This is a genomic window from Dietzia sp. NPDC055877 (assembly GCF_053615975.1).
Genome location: NZ_JBSHCV010000008.1, coordinates 116,949 through 134,710 on the forward strand (window position 1 = coordinate 116,949; position 17,762 = coordinate 134,710).

12 protein-coding genes are annotated in these 17,762 nt (G+C 70.2%); 4 read left to right on the top strand and 8 right to left on the bottom strand.

The features are described from left to right. Positions 1-24 precede the first annotated feature (24 nt). The 7 genes from ACWGLC_RS10865 to gdhA form a co-directional block, all read right to left on the bottom strand. A complete protein-coding gene (locus ACWGLC_RS10865) occupies positions 25-1,050 on the bottom strand; it encodes a hypothetical protein (RefSeq protein ID WP_452099925.1) in 1,026 nt (341 codons plus the stop codon). Then, positions 1,047-1,904 carry a carbon-nitrogen hydrolase family protein gene (locus ACWGLC_RS10870; RefSeq protein WP_452099926.1) on the bottom strand — a complete coding sequence of 286 codons (858 nt, stop codon included), beginning with the start codon at positions 1,902-1,904 and terminating at the stop codon, positions 1,047-1,049. Before ACWGLC_RS10870 ends, ACWGLC_RS10865 begins: the two co-directional genes overlap by 4 nt. Before the next feature lie 150 nt (positions 1,905-2,054). Further along, complete coding sequence (locus ACWGLC_RS10875) at positions 2,055-2,480, bottom strand: heat shock protein transcriptional repressor HspR (RefSeq protein WP_344993139.1); 426 nt, start codon at positions 2,478-2,480, stop codon at positions 2,055-2,057. Then, complete coding sequence (gene dnaJ / locus ACWGLC_RS10880) at positions 2,477-3,661, bottom strand: molecular chaperone DnaJ (protein WP_452099927.1); 1,185 nt, start codon at positions 3,659-3,661, stop codon at positions 2,477-2,479. The genes ACWGLC_RS10875 and dnaJ overlap by 4 nt, the downstream gene beginning before the upstream one ends. Positions 3,662-3,770: 109 nt before the next feature. Next, positions 3,771-4,349 carry a nucleotide exchange factor GrpE gene (gene grpE, locus ACWGLC_RS10885; RefSeq protein WP_452099928.1) on the bottom strand — a complete coding sequence of 193 codons (579 nt, stop codon included), beginning with the start codon at positions 4,347-4,349 and terminating at the stop codon, positions 3,771-3,773. Further along, the gene (dnaK, locus tag ACWGLC_RS10890; protein ID WP_452099929.1) at positions 4,346-6,199 is read right to left on the bottom strand and encodes a molecular chaperone DnaK; all 1,854 of its coding nucleotides are present in this window, start codon (positions 6,197-6,199) and stop codon (positions 4,346-4,348) included. Before dnaK ends, grpE begins: the two co-directional genes overlap by 4 nt. A 338-nt stretch (positions 6,200-6,537) precedes the next feature. Beyond that, positions 6,538-7,887, bottom strand: coding sequence for an NADP-specific glutamate dehydrogenase (gene gdhA / locus ACWGLC_RS10895; RefSeq protein ID WP_452099930.1), 1,350 nt, complete (start codon positions 7,885-7,887; stop codon positions 6,538-6,540). 225 nt (positions 7,888-8,112) lie between these two features. Between gdhA and ACWGLC_RS10900 the strand changes: the two genes are divergently transcribed. Both ACWGLC_RS10900 and ACWGLC_RS10905 read left to right on the top strand, forming a co-directional pair. Then, positions 8,113-9,735, top strand: coding sequence for a S1 family peptidase (locus tag ACWGLC_RS10900; protein WP_452099931.1), 1,623 nt, complete (start codon positions 8,113-8,115; stop codon positions 9,733-9,735). Positions 9,736-9,912: 177 nt separating this feature from the next. After that, positions 9,913-13,083 carry a (Fe-S)-binding protein gene (locus tag ACWGLC_RS10905; protein WP_452099932.1) on the top strand — a complete coding sequence of 1,057 codons (3,171 nt, stop codon included), beginning with the start codon at positions 9,913-9,915 and terminating at the stop codon, positions 13,081-13,083. Positions 13,084-13,278: 195 nt separating this feature from the next. On the opposite strand, the gene ACWGLC_RS10910 is transcribed toward ACWGLC_RS10905, so the two are convergent. Next, complete coding sequence (locus ACWGLC_RS10910) at positions 13,279-15,096, bottom strand: flavin-containing monooxygenase (protein WP_452099933.1); 1,818 nt, start codon at positions 15,094-15,096, stop codon at positions 13,279-13,281. 68 nt (positions 15,097-15,164) lie between these two features. Between ACWGLC_RS10910 and ACWGLC_RS10915 the strand changes: the two genes are divergently transcribed. Together ACWGLC_RS10915 and ACWGLC_RS10920 are read left to right on the top strand one after the other, a co-directional pair. Further along, positions 15,165-16,256 (top strand): GAF domain-containing protein, encoded by a 1,092-nt coding sequence (locus ACWGLC_RS10915; RefSeq protein WP_452099934.1) that lies wholly within the window; start codon positions 15,165-15,167, stop codon positions 16,254-16,256. An 89-nt stretch (positions 16,257-16,345) separates the two neighbouring features. Beyond that, complete coding sequence (locus ACWGLC_RS10920) at positions 16,346-17,599, top strand: pyridoxal phosphate-dependent aminotransferase (RefSeq protein ID WP_452099935.1); 1,254 nt, start codon at positions 16,346-16,348, stop codon at positions 17,597-17,599. Positions 17,600-17,762 lie beyond the last annotated feature (163 nt).

A 17,762-nucleotide genomic window follows, 5' to 3' on the forward strand; every position in this document is an offset into this window, starting at 1 on the left:
GGCGCCGCCGCGACGGCGGAAGCCTCAGACGTCGGCGAGGCCGTCAGCTCCGCGGTTCGCGACCGCATCGTCGCCGTTGTCCTCGCCCTCGGCCTCATCCGGATCGGCGGCCGCGCCGTTCTGCGACCGGCTCGTGGTGGACTTCGATGTGCCCGACGTGCTGGTGCGCGTCGTCGAGCTCGTGGACGAGCTCTTGGTGGAGGAACTCGTCGTGGGGCTGGTCGTGGAGGAGCTCGTCGTGCGACTGGTCGTCACGCCGCAGGGCTGGAACACGCGACGGAACTGGTCCGGCACACCCAGCTGTTCGAGCTGCTCACGGCATACATCGGAGGCCGGGGCCGCCAGGAATTCCCAGTGGTCCTCGCGCCAGGTGTACAGCTCGCTCTCGCCGCCGTCGCGCGTGACCAGCAGGAATTGCGGATCGCACTCGCGCACCCTGGTTCCCTCGCCGAGCTCGTCCGCCACGAAACCCGCCGTGCACCGCTGTGCGGCGGTCGGCGGCCCTGTCGTGGTGGGCGTGGTCGTGGTCGGGGAGCTGCGCGTGGTGGAGGTGACCGTCGATCTGGTGGGCGTCGTGGTGGGCGTGGCGGTCTGGTCGTCGCTGTTGCTGCGCGAGGCCAGCCACATCACGGTGCCGGCGACCAGCACCACCGCGAGCAGCGCCGCGACGATCATCCACGGCGTCGGGTTCCGGCCACCGTCGTCGTCCCGGCCATCACCGCCCGAGCCGGGCCCCCCAGGCGGGACGTCACCGGGCGGCGGGCCGTCGCCGGCCGGGATCTCGCCCGTGTGAGCCGGTCCGCCGGCCGCGATGCCGGCCGTGGGAGCCGGCCCGTCAGATTCGTCGTCGTACTGCGACCACGCCACCGACCCTGGGCCCGACTCGACCGGCGGCAGCGCGTTGGTCGGCGGGTCGGCCGGTGGGAACTGCTGCGTGGGCGGGTCACCGCCCTCGTTCGCGGCGGGCGGGAACTGCTCGGTGGGCGGATCTGCGGGGCCGTCGCCGTTGCGTGAATCGTCGCCGTCGCGCGGATCACGCGGTCCGGTCACCGCCCAACCTCCGCGGCCGGCTCTTCGGTGACCCGCCCGTTCGCGAGCACGGGGACCGCCTTCCGGATGCGGCTGACCTCGTCGTCGTCGATCTCCACCACCAGCAGCCCCGAGCCCTGCGCCGCGATCTCCTCACGCACAGTCCCGTCCGGCCCCACGAGCAGCGAGTGACCGATGCCGGTCGGCGCGCCGTTCTTCACCTCGACGCCCTCCACCTCGGGATCCGCCTGGTCCACGGCGAGCAGGAACGTGGTGGCGTCCAGCGCGCGGGCGCCGGCCAGCAACCGCCACTGGTCGACCTTGCCGGGCCCCGACCCCCACGACGCGCTGCACAGTGTCAGGCGCGCGCCGTCGGCAGCGAGGCGCCGGTACTGGCCGGGGAAGCGGATGTCGTAGCAGACGCTCAGCCCGATCCCCACGCCGTCGATGGTCACCACGCGCGTGGTGTCACCGGGCTCGACCGTGTCGGATTCGGCGAACCCGAACGCGTCGAACAGGTGGATCTTGTCGTAGCCGAGGTGGAGGTCCTCGCCGGCGCCGCCCGCGCCGTCCCCGGCCGGCCCGGTGACCAGGAGGGTGTTACGTACCCTGCCGCCCTCGCCGGGGGTGAACATGCCGACGACGACGACGACGCCGTACTCCCGCGCGACCTCGGCCACCGCGGTCGCCCACGGGCCGTCGACGGGTTCGGCGATCTCGTCCAGCCGGCCGGCGCCGAATGCGCGCATGGTGGCCTCGGGGAACACCACGAGGCGTGCCCCCCGGCCGGCGGCCTCGGCCACCCGCTCGCGGACCTTGCGCAGATTGTCCTGCGGGTCGCGTCCGGACAGGATCTGGGCGGCGGCGATGCGCACTGCGGGCCTCCTCGTCGGCTGCGGTCGAACTGCGGTCGACCCCGGGGCCGGGCGGGCGCCTGACCGGGATCGGACTGCGCTCGACGTTACCCGTCCGCGAGGGCCCGGACCCGTCGGCCGACTGTGCGCCTGACCACGCGCGCCCCGGCCTCAGTCCTCGTCGTCACGCTGGTGGCGGGGCCGCCAGACCACCACGGAGGTGGAACGCGGCACGTGCACCAACTCGCCGGAGCGGCCGGGTCGTCCCTGCCTCCGCTGCAGGTCGGCGAGCTCGTCGATCAGGTCGGCCACACGGCTGCGCAGCGCGTCGACCTGATTGGTCAACTCGATGATCCGCTTGATGCCGGCGAGGTTCACGCCCTCCTCCTGGCTGAGCCGCTGCACCTCGCGCAGCATGGCCACGTCGCGCAGCGAGTAGCGGCGGCCGCCGCCCCGGGTGCGTTCGGGGGTGACGATCCCGAGCCTGTCGTAGGTGCGCAGCGTCTGGGCGTGCAGCCCCGACAGCTCCGCGGCCATGGAGATCACGAGCACGCTGTCGTCGGGACCGAGGTCCTCGACGTCCAGCCGGGGGCTCATGCCGACCCGGCCCAGCCCGACCGCGGATCGAAGCCTGCCGCGCGGAGCGCCTCGTCGTATGCGGCGAGTTCGGCTTCGGCCATCCCGGCGGGGGGCGTGGCCACCCGGAGCGTGACCTTGAGGTCGCCGGTTCCGGACTTGCGTGCGATGCCCCGGCCCCGCACCCGCAGGATCTGGCCGTCCCGCGATCCGGCGGGGACCTTGACGGTCACCCGGCCGGTCAGGGTCGGGACGGACACCTGTGCACCCTGCACGAGCTCGGGATAGGACACGGGCAGGTCGACCAGCAGGTCCGCGCCGTCGCGCTGGAAAACCGCGTCCTTCTGTACCGTCACCGTGACGTACAGGTCGCCGGAGGGCGCGCCCCGGAAGCCGGCCTCGCCCTGTCCGGAGAGCCGGATGCGCTGGCCGTCGGAGACCCCCGCCGGCACCTTGACGTTGATCGTGCGGGTGCGGTCGGTGACGCCACTGCCTCCGCAGTCCGTGCACGGGTCGTCGATCTTGGACCCGGTACCGCCGCAGTCGGTGCAGGGCTCGGCGAAGCCGAACGCACCCTGGTTGCGCTGGGTGACGCCGGCGCCGTGGCAGGTGCCGCACACCTTGGGGCTGGTGCCGGGCTTGGCGCCGCTGCCGTGACAGGTCAGGCAGGGCGACGCCGAGGAGAGCTTGATCTGGACGGTCTCGCCGAGCGCGGCCTCGCGGAACGAGAGCGTCAGCGCGGTCTCCACGTCCTGGCCCCCGCGCGGGCGCTGCGCCCGGGACCGACCGGCCCCGCCGCCGCCGGCGCGTCCCTGGTTGAACAACCCGCCGAACAGGTCGGAGAAGCCTCCGGCCCCGCCTGCCGGTCCGCCGCCGCCGCCGAACAGGTCACCGAGATCGAAATCGCTGGTGGTCGTGTAACCGCCGCCGCCTCCGGGCGCGCCGAAGCCGCCGAACCCGCCCGAGGAGACCTGGGCGCGGAACTCGTCGTACTCCTTGCGCTTGGCCGGATCACCGATGACGTCGTTCGCCTCGCTGATCCGCTTGAACTTCTCCTCGGCCGCGGTGTTGCCCGGGTTGGAGTCCGGGTGGTTCTCGCGGGCGAGCTTGCGGTACGCCTTACGGATCTCGTCCTGCGTGGCGGTCTTGGAGACGCCCAGCTCGGCGTAGTAGTCCTTCTCGACCCATTCGCGCTGGCTCACCAGACGCCTCCTTTCTGTCCTGCTTTGTAGTTAGTTTCTCAGGTCTGCCGGGGTGTGCAGGTGCGGTCCGCCTGATGCGGGCCGCACCTGCACGTGCCGGTCGCCTCTGTCAGCGGACGATGACCATCGCCGCGCGCAGGGTGCGCTCGCCCATGCGGTAGCCCTTGCGCAGGACGGTGCCGAGCACGGGCTCGCCGCCGTCGGACTCGTCCTGCACGGCCTCGTGCAGGTTCGGGTCGAAGGGGTCGCCCTCCTCGCCGAACTGCTCGACGCCCTGGCCCGCCAGGAGCGCGACCATCTTGTCGGCGAAGGCCTTGAGCGGCCCGTCGGCCAGGTCGCCGTGATCGCGGGCGCGGTCGAGATCGTCCACCACGGGGAGCAGCTCGGAGAGCAGCCCCGCGCGGGCGGCCTCGATGCCGGCCGTGCGCTCGCGGTCCATGCGGCGGCGGTAGTTGGCGAACTCCGCCGACACCCGCTGTAGGTCGGCGGTGCGCTCGTCGAGCTGCGCCTGCAGCCCTGTCGACGCCTCGTCGACGATCTCGCCCTCGAGCGCACCGTCCCCGCCGGCCGCGGCGGCCTCAGCCGCCGCGGCCTCGTCGGCCACCTCGGCCGCGTCGACGGTCTCGGCGTCGGCACCGGCCCATGCGGCCTTGTCGGTCTCCGGTCCGTCAGCGTGGGGCGAGGTCACTTGGAATCGCTCCCGGTCTCGTCCTCGTCGACGACCTCGGCGTCCACCACGTCGTCGTCATCCGACCCCGCGGATGCGCCCTCCCCGGCCTCGGCGCCCTCGGCCGCGGAGGCCTCGTAGATCGCCTGGCCGACGGCCTGCGCCTCGGTGTTGACCTTCTCGACCGCGGCCTTGATCGCGTCGACGTCCGAGCCCTCGAGAGCGGTCTTGGCCTCGGCGATCGCCGACTCGAGCGTGGACTTCTTGTCGGCCGGGATCTTGTCCTCGTTCTCCGAGACGAACTTCTCCGTCTGGTAGATCGTGGACTCGGCCTGGTTGCGGGCGTCCGCCTCCTCGCGACGCTTGGCGTCCTCGGCGGCGTGATCCTCCGCATCCTTGATCATCTGGTCGATCTCCTCCTTGGACAGACCGGAGCCGTCCTGGATGACGATCGTGTTCTCCTTGCCGGTGCCCTTGTCCTTGGCGGTGACGTGGACGATGCCGTTGGCGTCGATGTCGAAGGTCACCTCGACCTGGGGCACGCCACGCGGAGCCGGGGCGATGCCGGCGAGCTCGAAGGAGCCGAGCAGCTTGTTCTGCGCGGCCATCTCACGCTCGCCCTGGAACACCTGGATCTGCACCGACGGCTGGTTGTCGTCCGCCGTGGTGAAGGTCTCCGAGCGCTTGGTCGGGATGGTGGTGTTGCGCTCGATGAGCTTGGTCATGACGCCGCCCTTGGTCTCGATACCCAGCGACAGCGGGGTCACATCGAGCAGCAGGACGTCCTTGACCTCGCCACGGAGCACGCCGGCCTGCAGCGCGGCACCCACGGCGACGACCTCGTCCGGGTTGACGCCCTTATTGGGCTCCTTGCCCCCGGTGAGCTCCTTGACCAGGTCGGTCACGGCGGGCATACGGGTCGAGCCACCGACCAGGACCACGTGGTCGATCGAGGACACCGAGATGCCGGCGTCCTTGATCACGGCCTGGAACGGCTGCCGGCAGCGATCGAGCAGGTCCTGGGTGATCTTCTGGAACTCGGCGCGGGTGAGCGTCTCGTCCAGGAAGAGCGGGTTCTTGTCCGCGTCGACCGTGATGTACGGCAGGTTGATCGAGGTGGACTGCCCGGAGGACAGCTCGATCTTGGCCTTCTCCGCGGCCTCCCGCAGACGCTGCAGGGCCATCTTGTCCTTGGTCAGGTCGATGCCGTTCTGCGCCTTGAACTTCTCGACGAGCCAGTCCACGATCCGCTGGTCCCAGTCGTCGCCACCGAGGTGGTTGTCGCCCGAGGTCGCGCGGACCTCCACGACGCCGTCGCCGATGTCGAGCAGCGAGACGTCGAACGTGCCGCCACCGAGGTCGAAGACCAGGATGGTCTGCTCCTGCTCGCCCTTGTCCAGCCCGTAGGCCAGGGCCGCGGCGGTGGGCTCGTTGACGATGCGCAGGACGTTGAGCCCGGCGATCTGGCCGGCGTCCTTGGTGGCCTGACGCTGGGCGTCGTTGAAGTAGGCCGGAACGGTGATCACGGCATCCGTGACGTCCTCACCCAGGTAGGACTCGGCGTCCCTCTTGAGCTTCTGCAGCGTACGGGCGCTGATCTCCTGCGGGGTGTAGGTCTTGTCGTCGATCGGATCCGACTTCCAGTCGGTGCCGATGTGCCGCTTGACCGAGCGGATGGTGCGGTCGACGTTCGTGACCGCCTGGTTCTTGGCCGGCTGGCCGACGAGGACCTCGCCGTTCTTGGCGAAGGCGACCACCGACGGGGTCGTGCGCGACCCCTCGGCGTTGGCGATGACCTGGGCCTCGCCGCCCTCCAGGACCGCGACCGCCGAGTTGGTGGTGCCGAGGTCGATACCGACTGCACGTCCCATGGTGAACTCCTTACTGTTCCCGCGAATGATGACTGCTGTTCAGCGACCCCGACTCAAGTCCGGGGCCCGTCCCTCCACAGTGTGGTGTCCACACTGCCCGCCGTTCGGTGGCGAGTCAACCCGGGTTGAGTCTGGGTCGCTGAGGTTTGACGCTCCATACAACTGGGATGAGCAGGGTTCCATTCCCGGAGTGAGGCAACTCACACGCAGACCTGCGTCGCCCCGACTCAAAGTCGCACCGGGTCACCCGCCCCCGAAATGAGGACGACGACGACAACGACGTGGTGGTCGTTGTCGTCGTCGTACCGCCCGTGGCCCGGTGGGCCGACGGACTCGGGTCAGATGACGCCCTGGGCGAGCATCGCGTCGGCGACCCGGCGGAACGCGGCGATGTTGGCGCCGGCGATCAGGTCGCCGGGCTGGCCGTACTCCTCGGCGGTCGCGGCGGCGGTCGCGTGGATGTTGGTCATGATGCGGTCGAGCTCGGAGTCGACGCGCTCGAAGTCCCACAGCAGACGGCCGGCGTTCTGCCGCATCTCCAGGCCACTGGTGGCCACGCCGCCGGCGTTGGCGGCCTTGGCGGGGCCGAACAGGATGCCCTTGGCGTGGATGACCTCGATGGCCTCCTCGGTGCAGGGCATGTTGGCACCCTCGGCGATGAGGCGGCAGCCGTTCTCGGCGAGCGTGCGCGCGGCGTCACCGTCGAGCTCGTTCTGGGTGGCACACGGCAGTGCGATGTCGCAGTCGACCTCCCACACCGACCGGCCCTCGAAGTAGGTGCAGTTGCCGCGCTCGTCGGCATAGGCCGAGAGGCGCTCGCGGCGCACGTCCTTGATCTCCGACAGCAGGTCCAGGTCGAGGCCGTCCTCGTCCAGCACGTAACCCTGGCTGTCCGAGCAGGCCACGACGGTGGCGCCGAGCTGCGAGGCCTTCTTGGCCGCGTACAGCGCGACGTTGCCCGAACCCGAGACCACGACGCGCGAGCCCTCGAGGGTGAGCCCCGGGCAGTCGCGCAGCATCTCGCGGACGAAGTAGACCAGCCCGTAGCCGGTGGCCTCGGTGCGCGCCCAGGAACCGCCGTAACCGACGCCCTTGCCGGTGATCACGCCGGCCTCGTTGCGGCCGGTCACCTTGCGGTACTGCCCGTACAGGTAGCCGATCTCGCGACCGCCCACTCCGATGTCGCCGGCGGGCACGTCCAGGTCGGCACCGATGTGGTGGGCCAGCTCCGCCATGAACGACTGGCAGAACCGCATGACCTCGCCGTTGCTCTTGCCGTGCGGGTCGAAGTCGGAACCGCCCTTGCCGCCGCCCAGGCCGAGGCCGGTGAGGGCGTTCTTGAACACCTGCTCGAAGCCGAGGAACTTCAGAGTGTCCTCATCGACGGACTTGTGGAAGCGCAGGCCGCCCTTGTACGGGCCCAGGTCCGAGCTGAACTGCACGCGGAAGCCGCGCTGGACCTGCACCACGCCGTTGTCGTCCACCCAGGGCACCCGGAAGGAGACCACGCGCTCGGGCTCGATGATGCGCTTGAGAATGCCCCCCTCGACGTACTCGGGGTGCTGGTGCACGACGGGCGCGAGCGACTCGAGGACTTCGTGTACGGCCTGCCGGAAGAGAACCTGTCCGGGATTGCGTCGCACCACTGTGTCGAGAGCCTCGTGGAGTGCGGCGTCTGCGTCGGACATGGGACCTCCGGTCGATATGTATCTGGGGATGACGCGTACGTCGTTGCCGAAGAGGCAGCCTAGCGCCCGGTGGCGAAATTCATCGACTCAGCCTCTTCTGAAAAATCGCCCAACTAATCCCACTGATCACACGTGTCACACTGGACTCAGTAATCACAGCTCCGTAATCTTGCTCGCGACCGGTCGACCTCTCCAGTCGCTCACCGTGCATCACGGAAGGCCACCATGCGTATCTCTTCGAAACTCGCCGCACTCGGCGCGGCCGCGGCACTCGTCGTCACCGCGACGCCCGCCGGCGCCGAGCCCGCCCCCGCGCCCGCGGCGCCCCCCTCCCCCACCGCGACGGCCCTCCCCGCGCTCGACGGGGCGCTGGGACCCCAGCTGACGTCGCTCGTCGAGGCGCTCAAGCGCGATCTCGGTCTGACGCCCGAGCAGTTCCTCGACCAGGCCGGCGTCGGCCAGCGCCTCGCCGAGGCGCGCCCCGGGTGGGAGCAGAAGTTCCGCGAGGCGTTCGGCGGCGTCTGGCTCGACAACGACGGCAACGGCATCGTCGGCGTGGTCGAGGGAGCGATCGGCGACACACTCCGCGACGAGGCGACCGACGCCGGATTCACCGTCCGGGACGTGGCGTTGACCACACACGAACTCGATGCGCGTGAACGACAGGTCGGCGCGATCGTCGAGGGCATGCCCACCGACCTCAAGGAACTCGTCACCGGTGTGCGTGTCGATCCGACCCGCAACGCCGTCGTCGTCACCACCCGTGGCGGTGACGCCGCCCAGCTCGGCACCATCGACTCCCGGCTCCACGACCTCGCCGAGGTCGACATGATCGAGGCCCCCGACCCGGCGTGGGACACCGCGCCGTTCGGGAGCCAGGGTGGCGAGACCGGCTCCGGCGGCGAGCCGACCACCGACGGACTCACGCCCGCCGCCACCGGTGAGGGCGCGGGCGGCGCCGGCGCGGGCGCTGGACTCGGCGCGCTGACCGGTGGCGACGGCGGCTCGCTCGGAAGCCTGGCACTGCTCAACGAGACCGGGTTCATCCCCGAGGGCCCGATGCGCACCATCGTCGAGTTGCTGTCCGGCCTGACCCCCGGGACCGGCTCGATCATCGACGGAATGAACGAGACCGTGCCCAACCCCGACCCGCAGCCCACGCCGCAGGCGCGTCAGCGCGCCCAGGCGGACGCGGCGCCCAGGGGCCCGGTCGTCGGCGGTACCGGTTACATGGTCCGTGTCCCGAACGGGGTGCTCGAGTGCTCCACCGGGTTCAACGGTGAGCTGGACGGCAAACCCGTCGTCATCACCGCCGCCCACTGCGCCGGCGCCGACGGCACCCGCGCCGCCCTCGCCGACGGCGAGGAGTTCGGCACCATGACCGGCACCAAGCGTGAGGCGATCGACACCGCCCTCATCGCGGTGGACGAGAGTGCGGCCGAGCGGTTCAGCAACAACCTCGTCAGCGCCGACGGCAACGCGCCCCAGTCGATCATCGGCACCGCCGAGCCCGTCGTGGGCCAGAAGGCCTGCAAGACCGGCTTCCGCACCGGGTTCTCCTGCGGCACCATCTCGCAGGTGGACGCCGACATCGACGTGGCCGGCTCGCGCACCATCGCCGGCGCGTTCACGGTCGACCTGTGCGCCCTCCCCGGCGACAGCGGCGGCGTGGTCTTCTCGGGCGACCGCGCACTGGGCATCTCCAGCGCCTCCAACGTGGCCGACACCGGGACCTGCGCCAACGCCGAGGCGGTGTCCAAGGCCGCCGGGTTCACCCCGCGCCTGTCGGCGGTCCCGATCTCCGACGTGCTCGCCGCGCACCAGGGTCTGACACTGCGCACCAACTGAAACACTGACCGTCACGCGGGCCCCGTCCGCGAGTGGGGAACCCTCAGGTAAGGGAGACCTCAACTCGTGGAACGGGGCCCTTGTGGCATACCTTTGACCTCAACACTGTCGACGGGTGCCTTCAATACGGAAATACGGTGCCCGTGCGTCGAGAAGTGCGACGAAAGGCCGCGAACCATGTCAGGCGTGACCATCACTCTCGGGACGATAGGCGTCCTACTCAGTTTGATCTGCTGGGCCTCCTTCATCGGAGGAGTCTCGCGGATGGTGCGAAGCATCATGCTCGGCCAGAAGGACGGCTTCAATCGATTCGGGCCGGTCTTCGCCCGACTGAAGAACGTCATCGTGGAGGTCGCCGCCCACACGCGGATGGCGCGTAAGCGCTCGGTCGGCTTCTTCCACTGGTTCGTCATGGTGGGCTTCATGCTCGGCTCGATCGTCTGGTTCGAGGCCTACATCCAGACGTTCAACCCGCGCGGCGGCTGGCCGTGGCTGTCGGACCAGGTCTGGTACCACGCCATCGACGAGTTCCTGGGCCTGGGCACCGTCATCGGCATTCTGGTACTGATCATCATCCGCCAGGTCAACCAGCGTAAGGGCCTCAACCGGTTCACCGGATCGGACCGCAAGGCCGCCTACTTCGTCGAGGCCGTCGTGCTGCTCGAGGGCCTGGGCATGATCTTCGTCAAGGCCGGCAAGCTCGCCCTGCTGCGCGCCGACGGATACGGCTTCCACTGGAGCACCGACTGGGTCACCGGCCCGCTGTCGACGATCCTGCCCGCCAACGAACTCATGGTCTCGATCTTCGCGCTGATCAAGCTGCTCACCGGCATGATCTGGCTGTACGTCGTGGGCCGCAACATCACCTGGGGCGTCGCCTGGCACCGCTTCTCGGCGTTCTTCAACATCTACTTCAAGCGCGAGGCCGACGGCCGCACCGCGCTCGGCGCGCTCAAGCCCATGACCATGGACGGCGAGGCGCTGACCATGGAGAAGATCGAGCAGCGCACCGAGGAGGACGAGGACTTCGAGCCCCTCCTGGGCGCCGGCGCGATCGAGGACTTCTCGTGGAAGGGCTGGCTGGACTTCTCCACCTGTACCGAGTGTGGCCGCTGCCAGGAGCAGTGCCCCGCCTGGAACACCGGTAAGCCGCTGAGCCCCAAACTCATGATGATGGCGCTGCGCGACCACGGCGCGGCCAAGGCGCCGTACCTGCTCGCGGGTGGCAAGACCACGATGGGCGAGGAGACCGGACTGGTCGACGCCGAGGGCAACCCGGACGAGACCAAGCTGGCAAAGATCCCCGAGGCCGCCCGCATCGAGGCCCAGCGCCCGCTGGTCGGCAGCACCACCGCCGACGTCTCCGAGGACCCGACCCTCGCCGGCATCATCGACCCGGAGGCCCTCTGGTCCTGCACCACCTGTGGCGCCTGTGTCGAGCAGTGCCCCGTGGACATCGAACACGTCGACCACTTCATCGACATGCGCCGCTACCAGGTGCTCATCGAGTCGGAGTTCCCGACCGAGCTGGCGGGCCTGTTCAAGAACCTCGAGAACAAGGGCAACCCATGGGGCCAGAACAACTCCGGCCGCGACGAGTGGATGAACGCCCTCGACTTCGACATCCCGGTCATCGGCTCGGACATCGAGGACTTCTCCGACACCGAGTACCTGTTCTGGGTCGGCTGTGCCGGCGCCTTCGAGGATCGCGCCAAGAAGACCACGCAGGCGGTGGCGACGCTGCTGCACACCGCAGGAGTGAAGTTCGCGGTGCTGGGCCAGGGCGAGACCTGTACCGGTGACTCCGCCCGCCGCGCGGGCAACGAGTTCCTGTTCCAGATGCTCGCCGAGCAGAACATCGAGACGATGAACAACGCCTTCGACGGCGTGCCCACCGCGCAGCGCAAGGTCGTCGTGACCTGTGCCCACTGCCTCAACGCACTCAAGAACGAGTATGGCGAGCTCGGTGGCGACTACCAGGTTGTCCACCACACCCAGCTGCTCAACCGCCTCGTGCGGGACAAGCGTCTGGTGCCGGTGGCCCCGATCGACGGCACCGTGACCTACCACGACCCGTGCTACCTCGGCCGCCACAACCAGGTCTACGAGGCGCCGCGTGAGCTCATGGACGGCTCGGGCGTCACCCTCAAGGAGATGCCGCGTCACGGGCAGCGTTCCATGTGCTGTGGCGCCGGTGGCGCGCGCATGTGGATGGAGGAGACGGTCGGTAAGCGCATCAACGTCGACCGTGTCGACGAGGCGCTGTCGACCACGCCCACCAAGATCGCCACGGGCTGCCCGTTCTGCCGCGTGATGCTCTCGGACGGCACCACCGCCCAGACCGACGGCACCGAGATGGAGGGACAGGTCGAGGTCGTGGACGTGGCCCAGCTGCTGCTGGAGTCCGTCACCCGCGACGGTGGCCTGCCCGAGCCGCGCGAGGCGTCGTGGATCGAGAAGCCCAAGCGTGAGAAGACCTCTGCGCAGAAGGTGGCCGAGCGCGAGGCCGCCGAGGCCGAGAAGGCCGGTGCCACCGCCACGGCGGCGCCCGCCGAGGCCGCCCCGGACAACGAGGTGACCGACAAGGGCGAGGGCGCCGAGGTGGCCGCTGCCGGTACCGCCGGTGCAGTCAGCGCCGCAGCGGCGGGTGCGTCCGTCGCCGATTCGAAGGGCGCGCCCAAGTCGGGCGGCCTCAAGCTCGGTGGCGGCGGCAAGGCGCCCGGCGGGCCCAAGGCCCCCGGTGGCGCCAAGGCTCCGGGGGGCGCCAACGCTGTCGGCGCCGAGGCCCAGTCCGAGGTCAAGGACGCCGAGCGCACCGAGGAGACCCGAGAGGCGGCCCGGGGCGAGGCTCCGGCCACCACCGGCGCCGCCAAGGGCGCACCGAAGTCGGGCGGTCTCTCGCTCGGCGGTGGCGCCAAGGCTCCCGGCGCGCCGAAGGCCCCGGGTGGGGCCAAGGCTCCCGGCGCGCCGAAGGCTGCCGCTCCGGCTGCTGCGGCGCCCGCCGAGTCCGACGCCCCGGCCCCGGCGTCGGATGCCTCGGCCACAGAGGCCCCGGCCGCCGACGCCGAGCCGGCAAAGCCCGCCAAGCCGACCGTCGGCCTGGGACTGAAGGGGGGAGCCAAGGCCCCCGGTGCTCCCAAGGCTCCGGGCGCACCGAAGGCCGCGGCCGCTCCGGCGACCGAGGAGCCGACGAAGCCCGAGGCCCCTGCCGAGGCCGCCGATTCCGAGCCCTCGAAGGCCGACGCCGCCGACGAGGCACCTGCCTCGGAGACCCCGGCCAAGCCCGCTGCGGGCGGAGCGATCCCCCGGTCGAAGAAGTCCGGCGGATACGGCCTCTCGCTCGGCTGACCGACGAGACAACGCGACCGCGGCCCGTGATCAGAACTTCTGATCACGGGCCGCGGTCGTTTCCGGGGCAAGCCGGTCGCGAAACGTGAAATCCCGTCGCGATCCTGCAGGCGGCTACCCGGCCGATGCCTGCAGGAGCGCGACCGATCGGCGGGGGCAGAGCGACCGGGCCGGCCAGCAGGCGGCGAGGACCGGTCAGCAAGTATGGTGCGCCTCCTGCACCCGGTACACCGGCGTCGGAATCCCCTCCATCCGCGCCTTGAGCTGCAGCGCGAGGTACTTGGAGTAGTGGCGCGACTGGTGCAGGTTCCCGCCGTGGATCCACAGCTGCTCCACGTTGGTCGGCTTCCACATGTTGCGCAGCTCGCCCTCCCACGGGCCCGGATCGCGCGTCGTGTCGGAGCCGTAGCCCCACACCTTCCCGACCTGATCCGCGACCTCCTGGGACACCAGGTCCACGAGCCACTGGTTCATCGAGCCGTATCCGGTGGCGTAGACGATCAGGTCGGCGGGCAGCACGCGCTCGCCGTCGAGCTCGACGCCGTCGGGCAGGATCCGTGTCACCTGCCCGCGCTCGAGGGCCACCTCGCCGTCGATCAAGAGCTGACTGGCACCGACGTCGATGTAGTACCCCGAGCCACGCCGGAGGTACTTCAGGAACAGGCCCGACCCGTCCTCCCCGAAGTCCAGGTCGAACCCGACGTCCCGGAGCTTGTCGTAGAACTCCGCGTCCTTCTCCGCCATCTGGTCGTAGACGGGGATCTGCGCGTCCGGCAGCAGCCGGTACGGCCAGGAGGCGAACAGCATGTCCGCCTTCTCGGTGGTCACGCCGGCGTCGAGCGCCTCCTCCGAGTAGAGGGGACCGAGCGCGAGCGACATCAGCGATTCGCTCCGGGAGATGTGGGTGGACGAGCGCTGGATCATCGTCACGTCCGCACCGTGATCCCAGAGGGCGGCGCAGATGTCATGGGCCGAGTTGTTGGAACCGATCACGATGGCGCGCTTGCCCTCGACGTCGCCCTCGCCGGTGAACTCGGACGAGTGCCACTGGTCGCCGGTGAAGTCCTCGGCGCCGTCGAAGTGCGGGATGTTGGGGTAGCCGGACACCCCGAGCGCGAAGATCAGCTGGGTCGGCCTGAGCTCGATCTCCTCGCCCCGCCGGTCGACCCGGACACGCCACGTCGCTGTCGTCTCGTCGAACTCTGCGCCCAGGCACTGCGTCCCGGACCAGTAGTCGAGGTCCATGATCGCGGTGTAGTGCTCGAGCCAGTCCCCCACCTTGTCCTTGGCGGGGAACACGGGCCAGTCGTCCGGAAACGGGATGTAGGGCAGGTGGTCGTACCAGACCGGGTCGTGCAGGTGCAGCGACTTGTAGCGCTTGCGCCACGAGTCGCCGGCGCGCTCGTTCTTCTCGATCACGATCGTGGGCACGCCGAGCCGCTTGAGCCGGGCCGCGAGGCCGATCCCGCCCTGACCGCCGCCGATGATCACCGCGTAGGGCTGCTCGGTGTAGCCGAGCGATTCCCGCCGCTCGGTCTGCTGCTCGAGCCAGGTCCGGCGTCCGCGGCGGATGACGTGTTCGACGCCCTTGTCGCGGTCGCGGCCCCTCTTCTCCTCGTGCCCCTTGAGCTCCTGCAGCGTGGTGAGCAGGGTCCAGGCCCGTCCGTCGCGCAGTCGCAGGTGGCCCCAGCCGCGACCCGCCGCGGTCTCGAAATTGATCCACGCCTCGATCACGCCGCCCGACTCGGCGGCCGGCTCCGCGAGCTCCCAGCCGGTGGGGGCGACCGCGGCGAGCTGGCAGTCGAGCATCTCCCCGATCTCCTCACGCCCCTCGAGGGTCCGGAGGTTCCAGGTGAAGGACACGAAGTCGCGCCAGCACCCCTCGGTCTCGAACATCCCGGCCGCCCGGCCCGTGTCACCCGCACTCAACGCCTCGCCGAACTCCGCCAGCCACGTCTCCACGGCGCGGTCGGCGTTGTCGGCCTGTGCCGGCGCTTCGGTCGTCTGGGTCATACCCACTCCTTCGCTCTGCTGTAGCGTTTTAATGACGTAGATCACACTGTCTTCCCCAGGGGGTGGCAATGTCGTTGCAATCGGCGCTGCGGTTCTCCGACCCCGGCGCCTTCGCGGCCCGCACGATCGAGGCCCATGAGATAGCGCTGGCCGGCGGTCAGACGCCCGATCTGGACTCCCGTGTGCTGCGCGCCTGGCAACGCAGTGGGGACGCGGGAATCTCCCCTGACCAGCAGGTCCCGCGCAGCGTCCTGTCGCGGGACGAGCTCGCGACCGCACGCGAGATGACGCCGCTGCACCGGGTCGCGGCGGAGGTCGTGGCATCGGTGGCGGACACCTCGGCCGCCGGGCGCCACCTCGTCGTCGTCTCCGACACCCGGGGCCGCGTGCTGTGGCGCGCGGGCAGCGCGCAGGCGTTGCGTCGCGCGGACTCGATCGCGTTCGCGGAGGGCGCGGACTGGTCCGAGAAGGGCATCGGCGCCAACGGCATCTCGCTGGCTCTCGAAACCGGGGCCCTCACCCACGCCACCGCGGGCGAGCATTTCGTCCGCGCCCACCACGGCTGGACGTGCACTGCGAGTCCGATCAGGGATCCGCGGGGGCGGGTCATCGGGGTCCTCGACGTGTCCCACCCGCTGCGGTTTTCGTCGGTGGAGACCGCCGCGCTGGTGCGCTGCGGCGCTCGACTCGCCGAGTCCCTGCTCGCCGCGCTCCCGTCATTCCCCGGCGCGGCCGCCGGCCCCGGGCACGACGACGACAACGCCGCCGCCCACGCACCCGGCCACGTCCCGGCCGACCATTCCAACCCTGTCACCGCGATCCGACTCCTCGGGTGGAAACCAGCCGTGATCCGGGCGGACGGGACCTCGATCCCGCTCACGCCCCGGCGGGCCGAGTTGGTGGCGCTGCTGGCCTCCCGTGAGGCGTGGTCGGCGCGGGCGCTGTCGGAGGCCCTCTACGAGGACCCGTCCGCCACCACGACGGTGCGCGGCGAGGTGCGTCGGCTCCGCCGGCTCACCGGGCTGTCCATCGAGTCGCAGCCGTACTCGCTGAGCCCGCTCGAGCGCGAGTGTGTGGACTTCCTGCGCGTCGAGCATCCCGACGAGCTCCTCCCGGACTCGGACATCCCGGCGATCGTCGACCTCCGATACGGGATCTGACCGCGTCGCTCCCGGCCGCTCGACCGGCCCCGCCGCCGACCGGGCACGTGATGCCGGGCACCCGTGCCGAAGTGGCACAATCGGCAGGTATGACGCCTGAGAACCCGGGACGCACGCATCACCAGCCGCGCACGCTCGACCAGTCCTCCAAGCTCAAGGACGTCCTCTACGAGATCCGCGGGCCGGTGCTGGCGCGGGCGAACCAGCTGGAGGCCGAGGGCCACCGGATCCTCAAGCTCAACATCGGCAACCCCGCGCCCTTCGGGTTCGAGGCGCCGGACGTGATCATGCGCGACATGATCGCCGCGCTCCCCCACGCGCAGGGTTACTCGGAGTCCAAGGGCATCCTGTCGGCCCGGCGCGCGATCTTCACGCGCTACGAGCTGGTGCCCGACTTCCCGCGCCTGAGCGTCAACGACATCTTCCTCGGCAACGGCGTGTCCGAGCTGATCACCATGACCATGCAGGCGCTGCTCGACGACGGGGACGAGGTCCTCATCCCGGCCCCGGACTACCCGCTGTGGACGGCCATGACCTCGCTGTCCGGCGGCAAGCCGGTCCACTACCTCTGCGACGAGTCCGACGACTGGAACCCGTCGCTGGAGGACATCGCCGCCAAGATCACCCCGCGCACCAAGGCGATCGTGGTGATCAACCCCAACAACCCGACGGGCGCAGTGTACTCGCGCGAGGTCCTGCAGGGGATCGTCGACCTGGCCCGCGAACACAGCCTTCTGATCCTGGCGGACGAGATCTACGACCGGATCGTCTACGACGAGGCCCAGCACACGTCCATCGCCACGCTGGCCCACGACCTGCTGGTGCTGACCTTCAACGGCCTGTCCAAGACCTACCGCGTGGCCGGGTACCGGGCGGGCTGGATGGCGATCACCGGCCCCAAGGCACACGCCGCCGGGTTCCTCGAGGGGCTGGAGTTGCTGGCCTCGACCCGCCTGTGTCCCAACGTGCCGGCGCAGCACGCCATCCAGGTGGCCCTGGGCGGGTACCAGTCGATCGACGAGCTCATCGAGCCGGGCGGGCGCCTGCACGAGCAGCGTGGCATCGCGTGGGAGAAGCTCAACTCCATCCCCGGCGTGAGCTGTGTGCGGCCGATGGGCGCGTTGTACGTGTTCCCGAGGCTGGATCCGAACGTCCACGAGATCCACGACGACCGCCAGTTCGCCCTGGACCTGCTGGAGCGCGAGCGCATCCTCATCACGCAGGGCACAGGCTTCAACTGGCCGGACCCGGATCACTTCCGGATCGTGACCCTGCCGCCGGGCCGCGACCTGGGCGTGGCGATCGAGCGGATCGGCAACTTCCTCAGCTCGTACCGGCAGTAGCCTCCGTACCGCCAGTAGCGCCCGTACCGCCCATAACCCACACACCGCCAGTAACCCTCACACCGCCAGTAACCGTCATCGAGAAGAGCGTTCCGCGCGCCCGCTCTCGGGTGGTCTCAGGGAGCTAGTGCAACACCCTGGCTGGATCGGGGTATGTGGTGGC

Bases quoted from the DNA above. Each gene is read 5' to 3' on its own strand.
- ACWGLC_RS10875 (WP_344993139.1), bottom strand. From the start codon at position 2,480: ATGAGCCCCCGGCTGGACGTCGAGGACCTCGGTCCCGACGACAGCGTG.
- dnaK (WP_452099929.1), bottom strand. From the start codon at position 6,199: ATGGGACGTGCAGTCGGTATCGACCTCGGCACCACCAACTCGGCGGTC.
- gdhA (WP_452099930.1), bottom strand. From the start codon at position 7,887: ATGTCCGACGCAGACGCCGCACTCCACGAGGCTCTCGACACAGTGGTG.
- ACWGLC_RS10900 (WP_452099931.1), top strand. From the start codon at position 8,113: ATGCGTATCTCTTCGAAACTCGCCGCACTCGGCGCGGCCGCGGCACTC.
- ACWGLC_RS10905 (WP_452099932.1), top strand. From the start codon at position 9,913: ATGTCAGGCGTGACCATCACTCTCGGGACGATAGGCGTCCTACTCAGT.
- ACWGLC_RS10910 (WP_452099933.1), bottom strand. From the start codon at position 15,096: ATGACCCAGACGACCGAAGCGCCGGCACAGGCCGACAACGCCGACCGC.
- ACWGLC_RS10915 (WP_452099934.1), top strand. From the start codon at position 15,165: ATGTCGTTGCAATCGGCGCTGCGGTTCTCCGACCCCGGCGCCTTCGCG.
- ACWGLC_RS10920 (WP_452099935.1), top strand. From the start codon at position 16,346: ATGACGCCTGAGAACCCGGGACGCACGCATCACCAGCCGCGCACGCTC.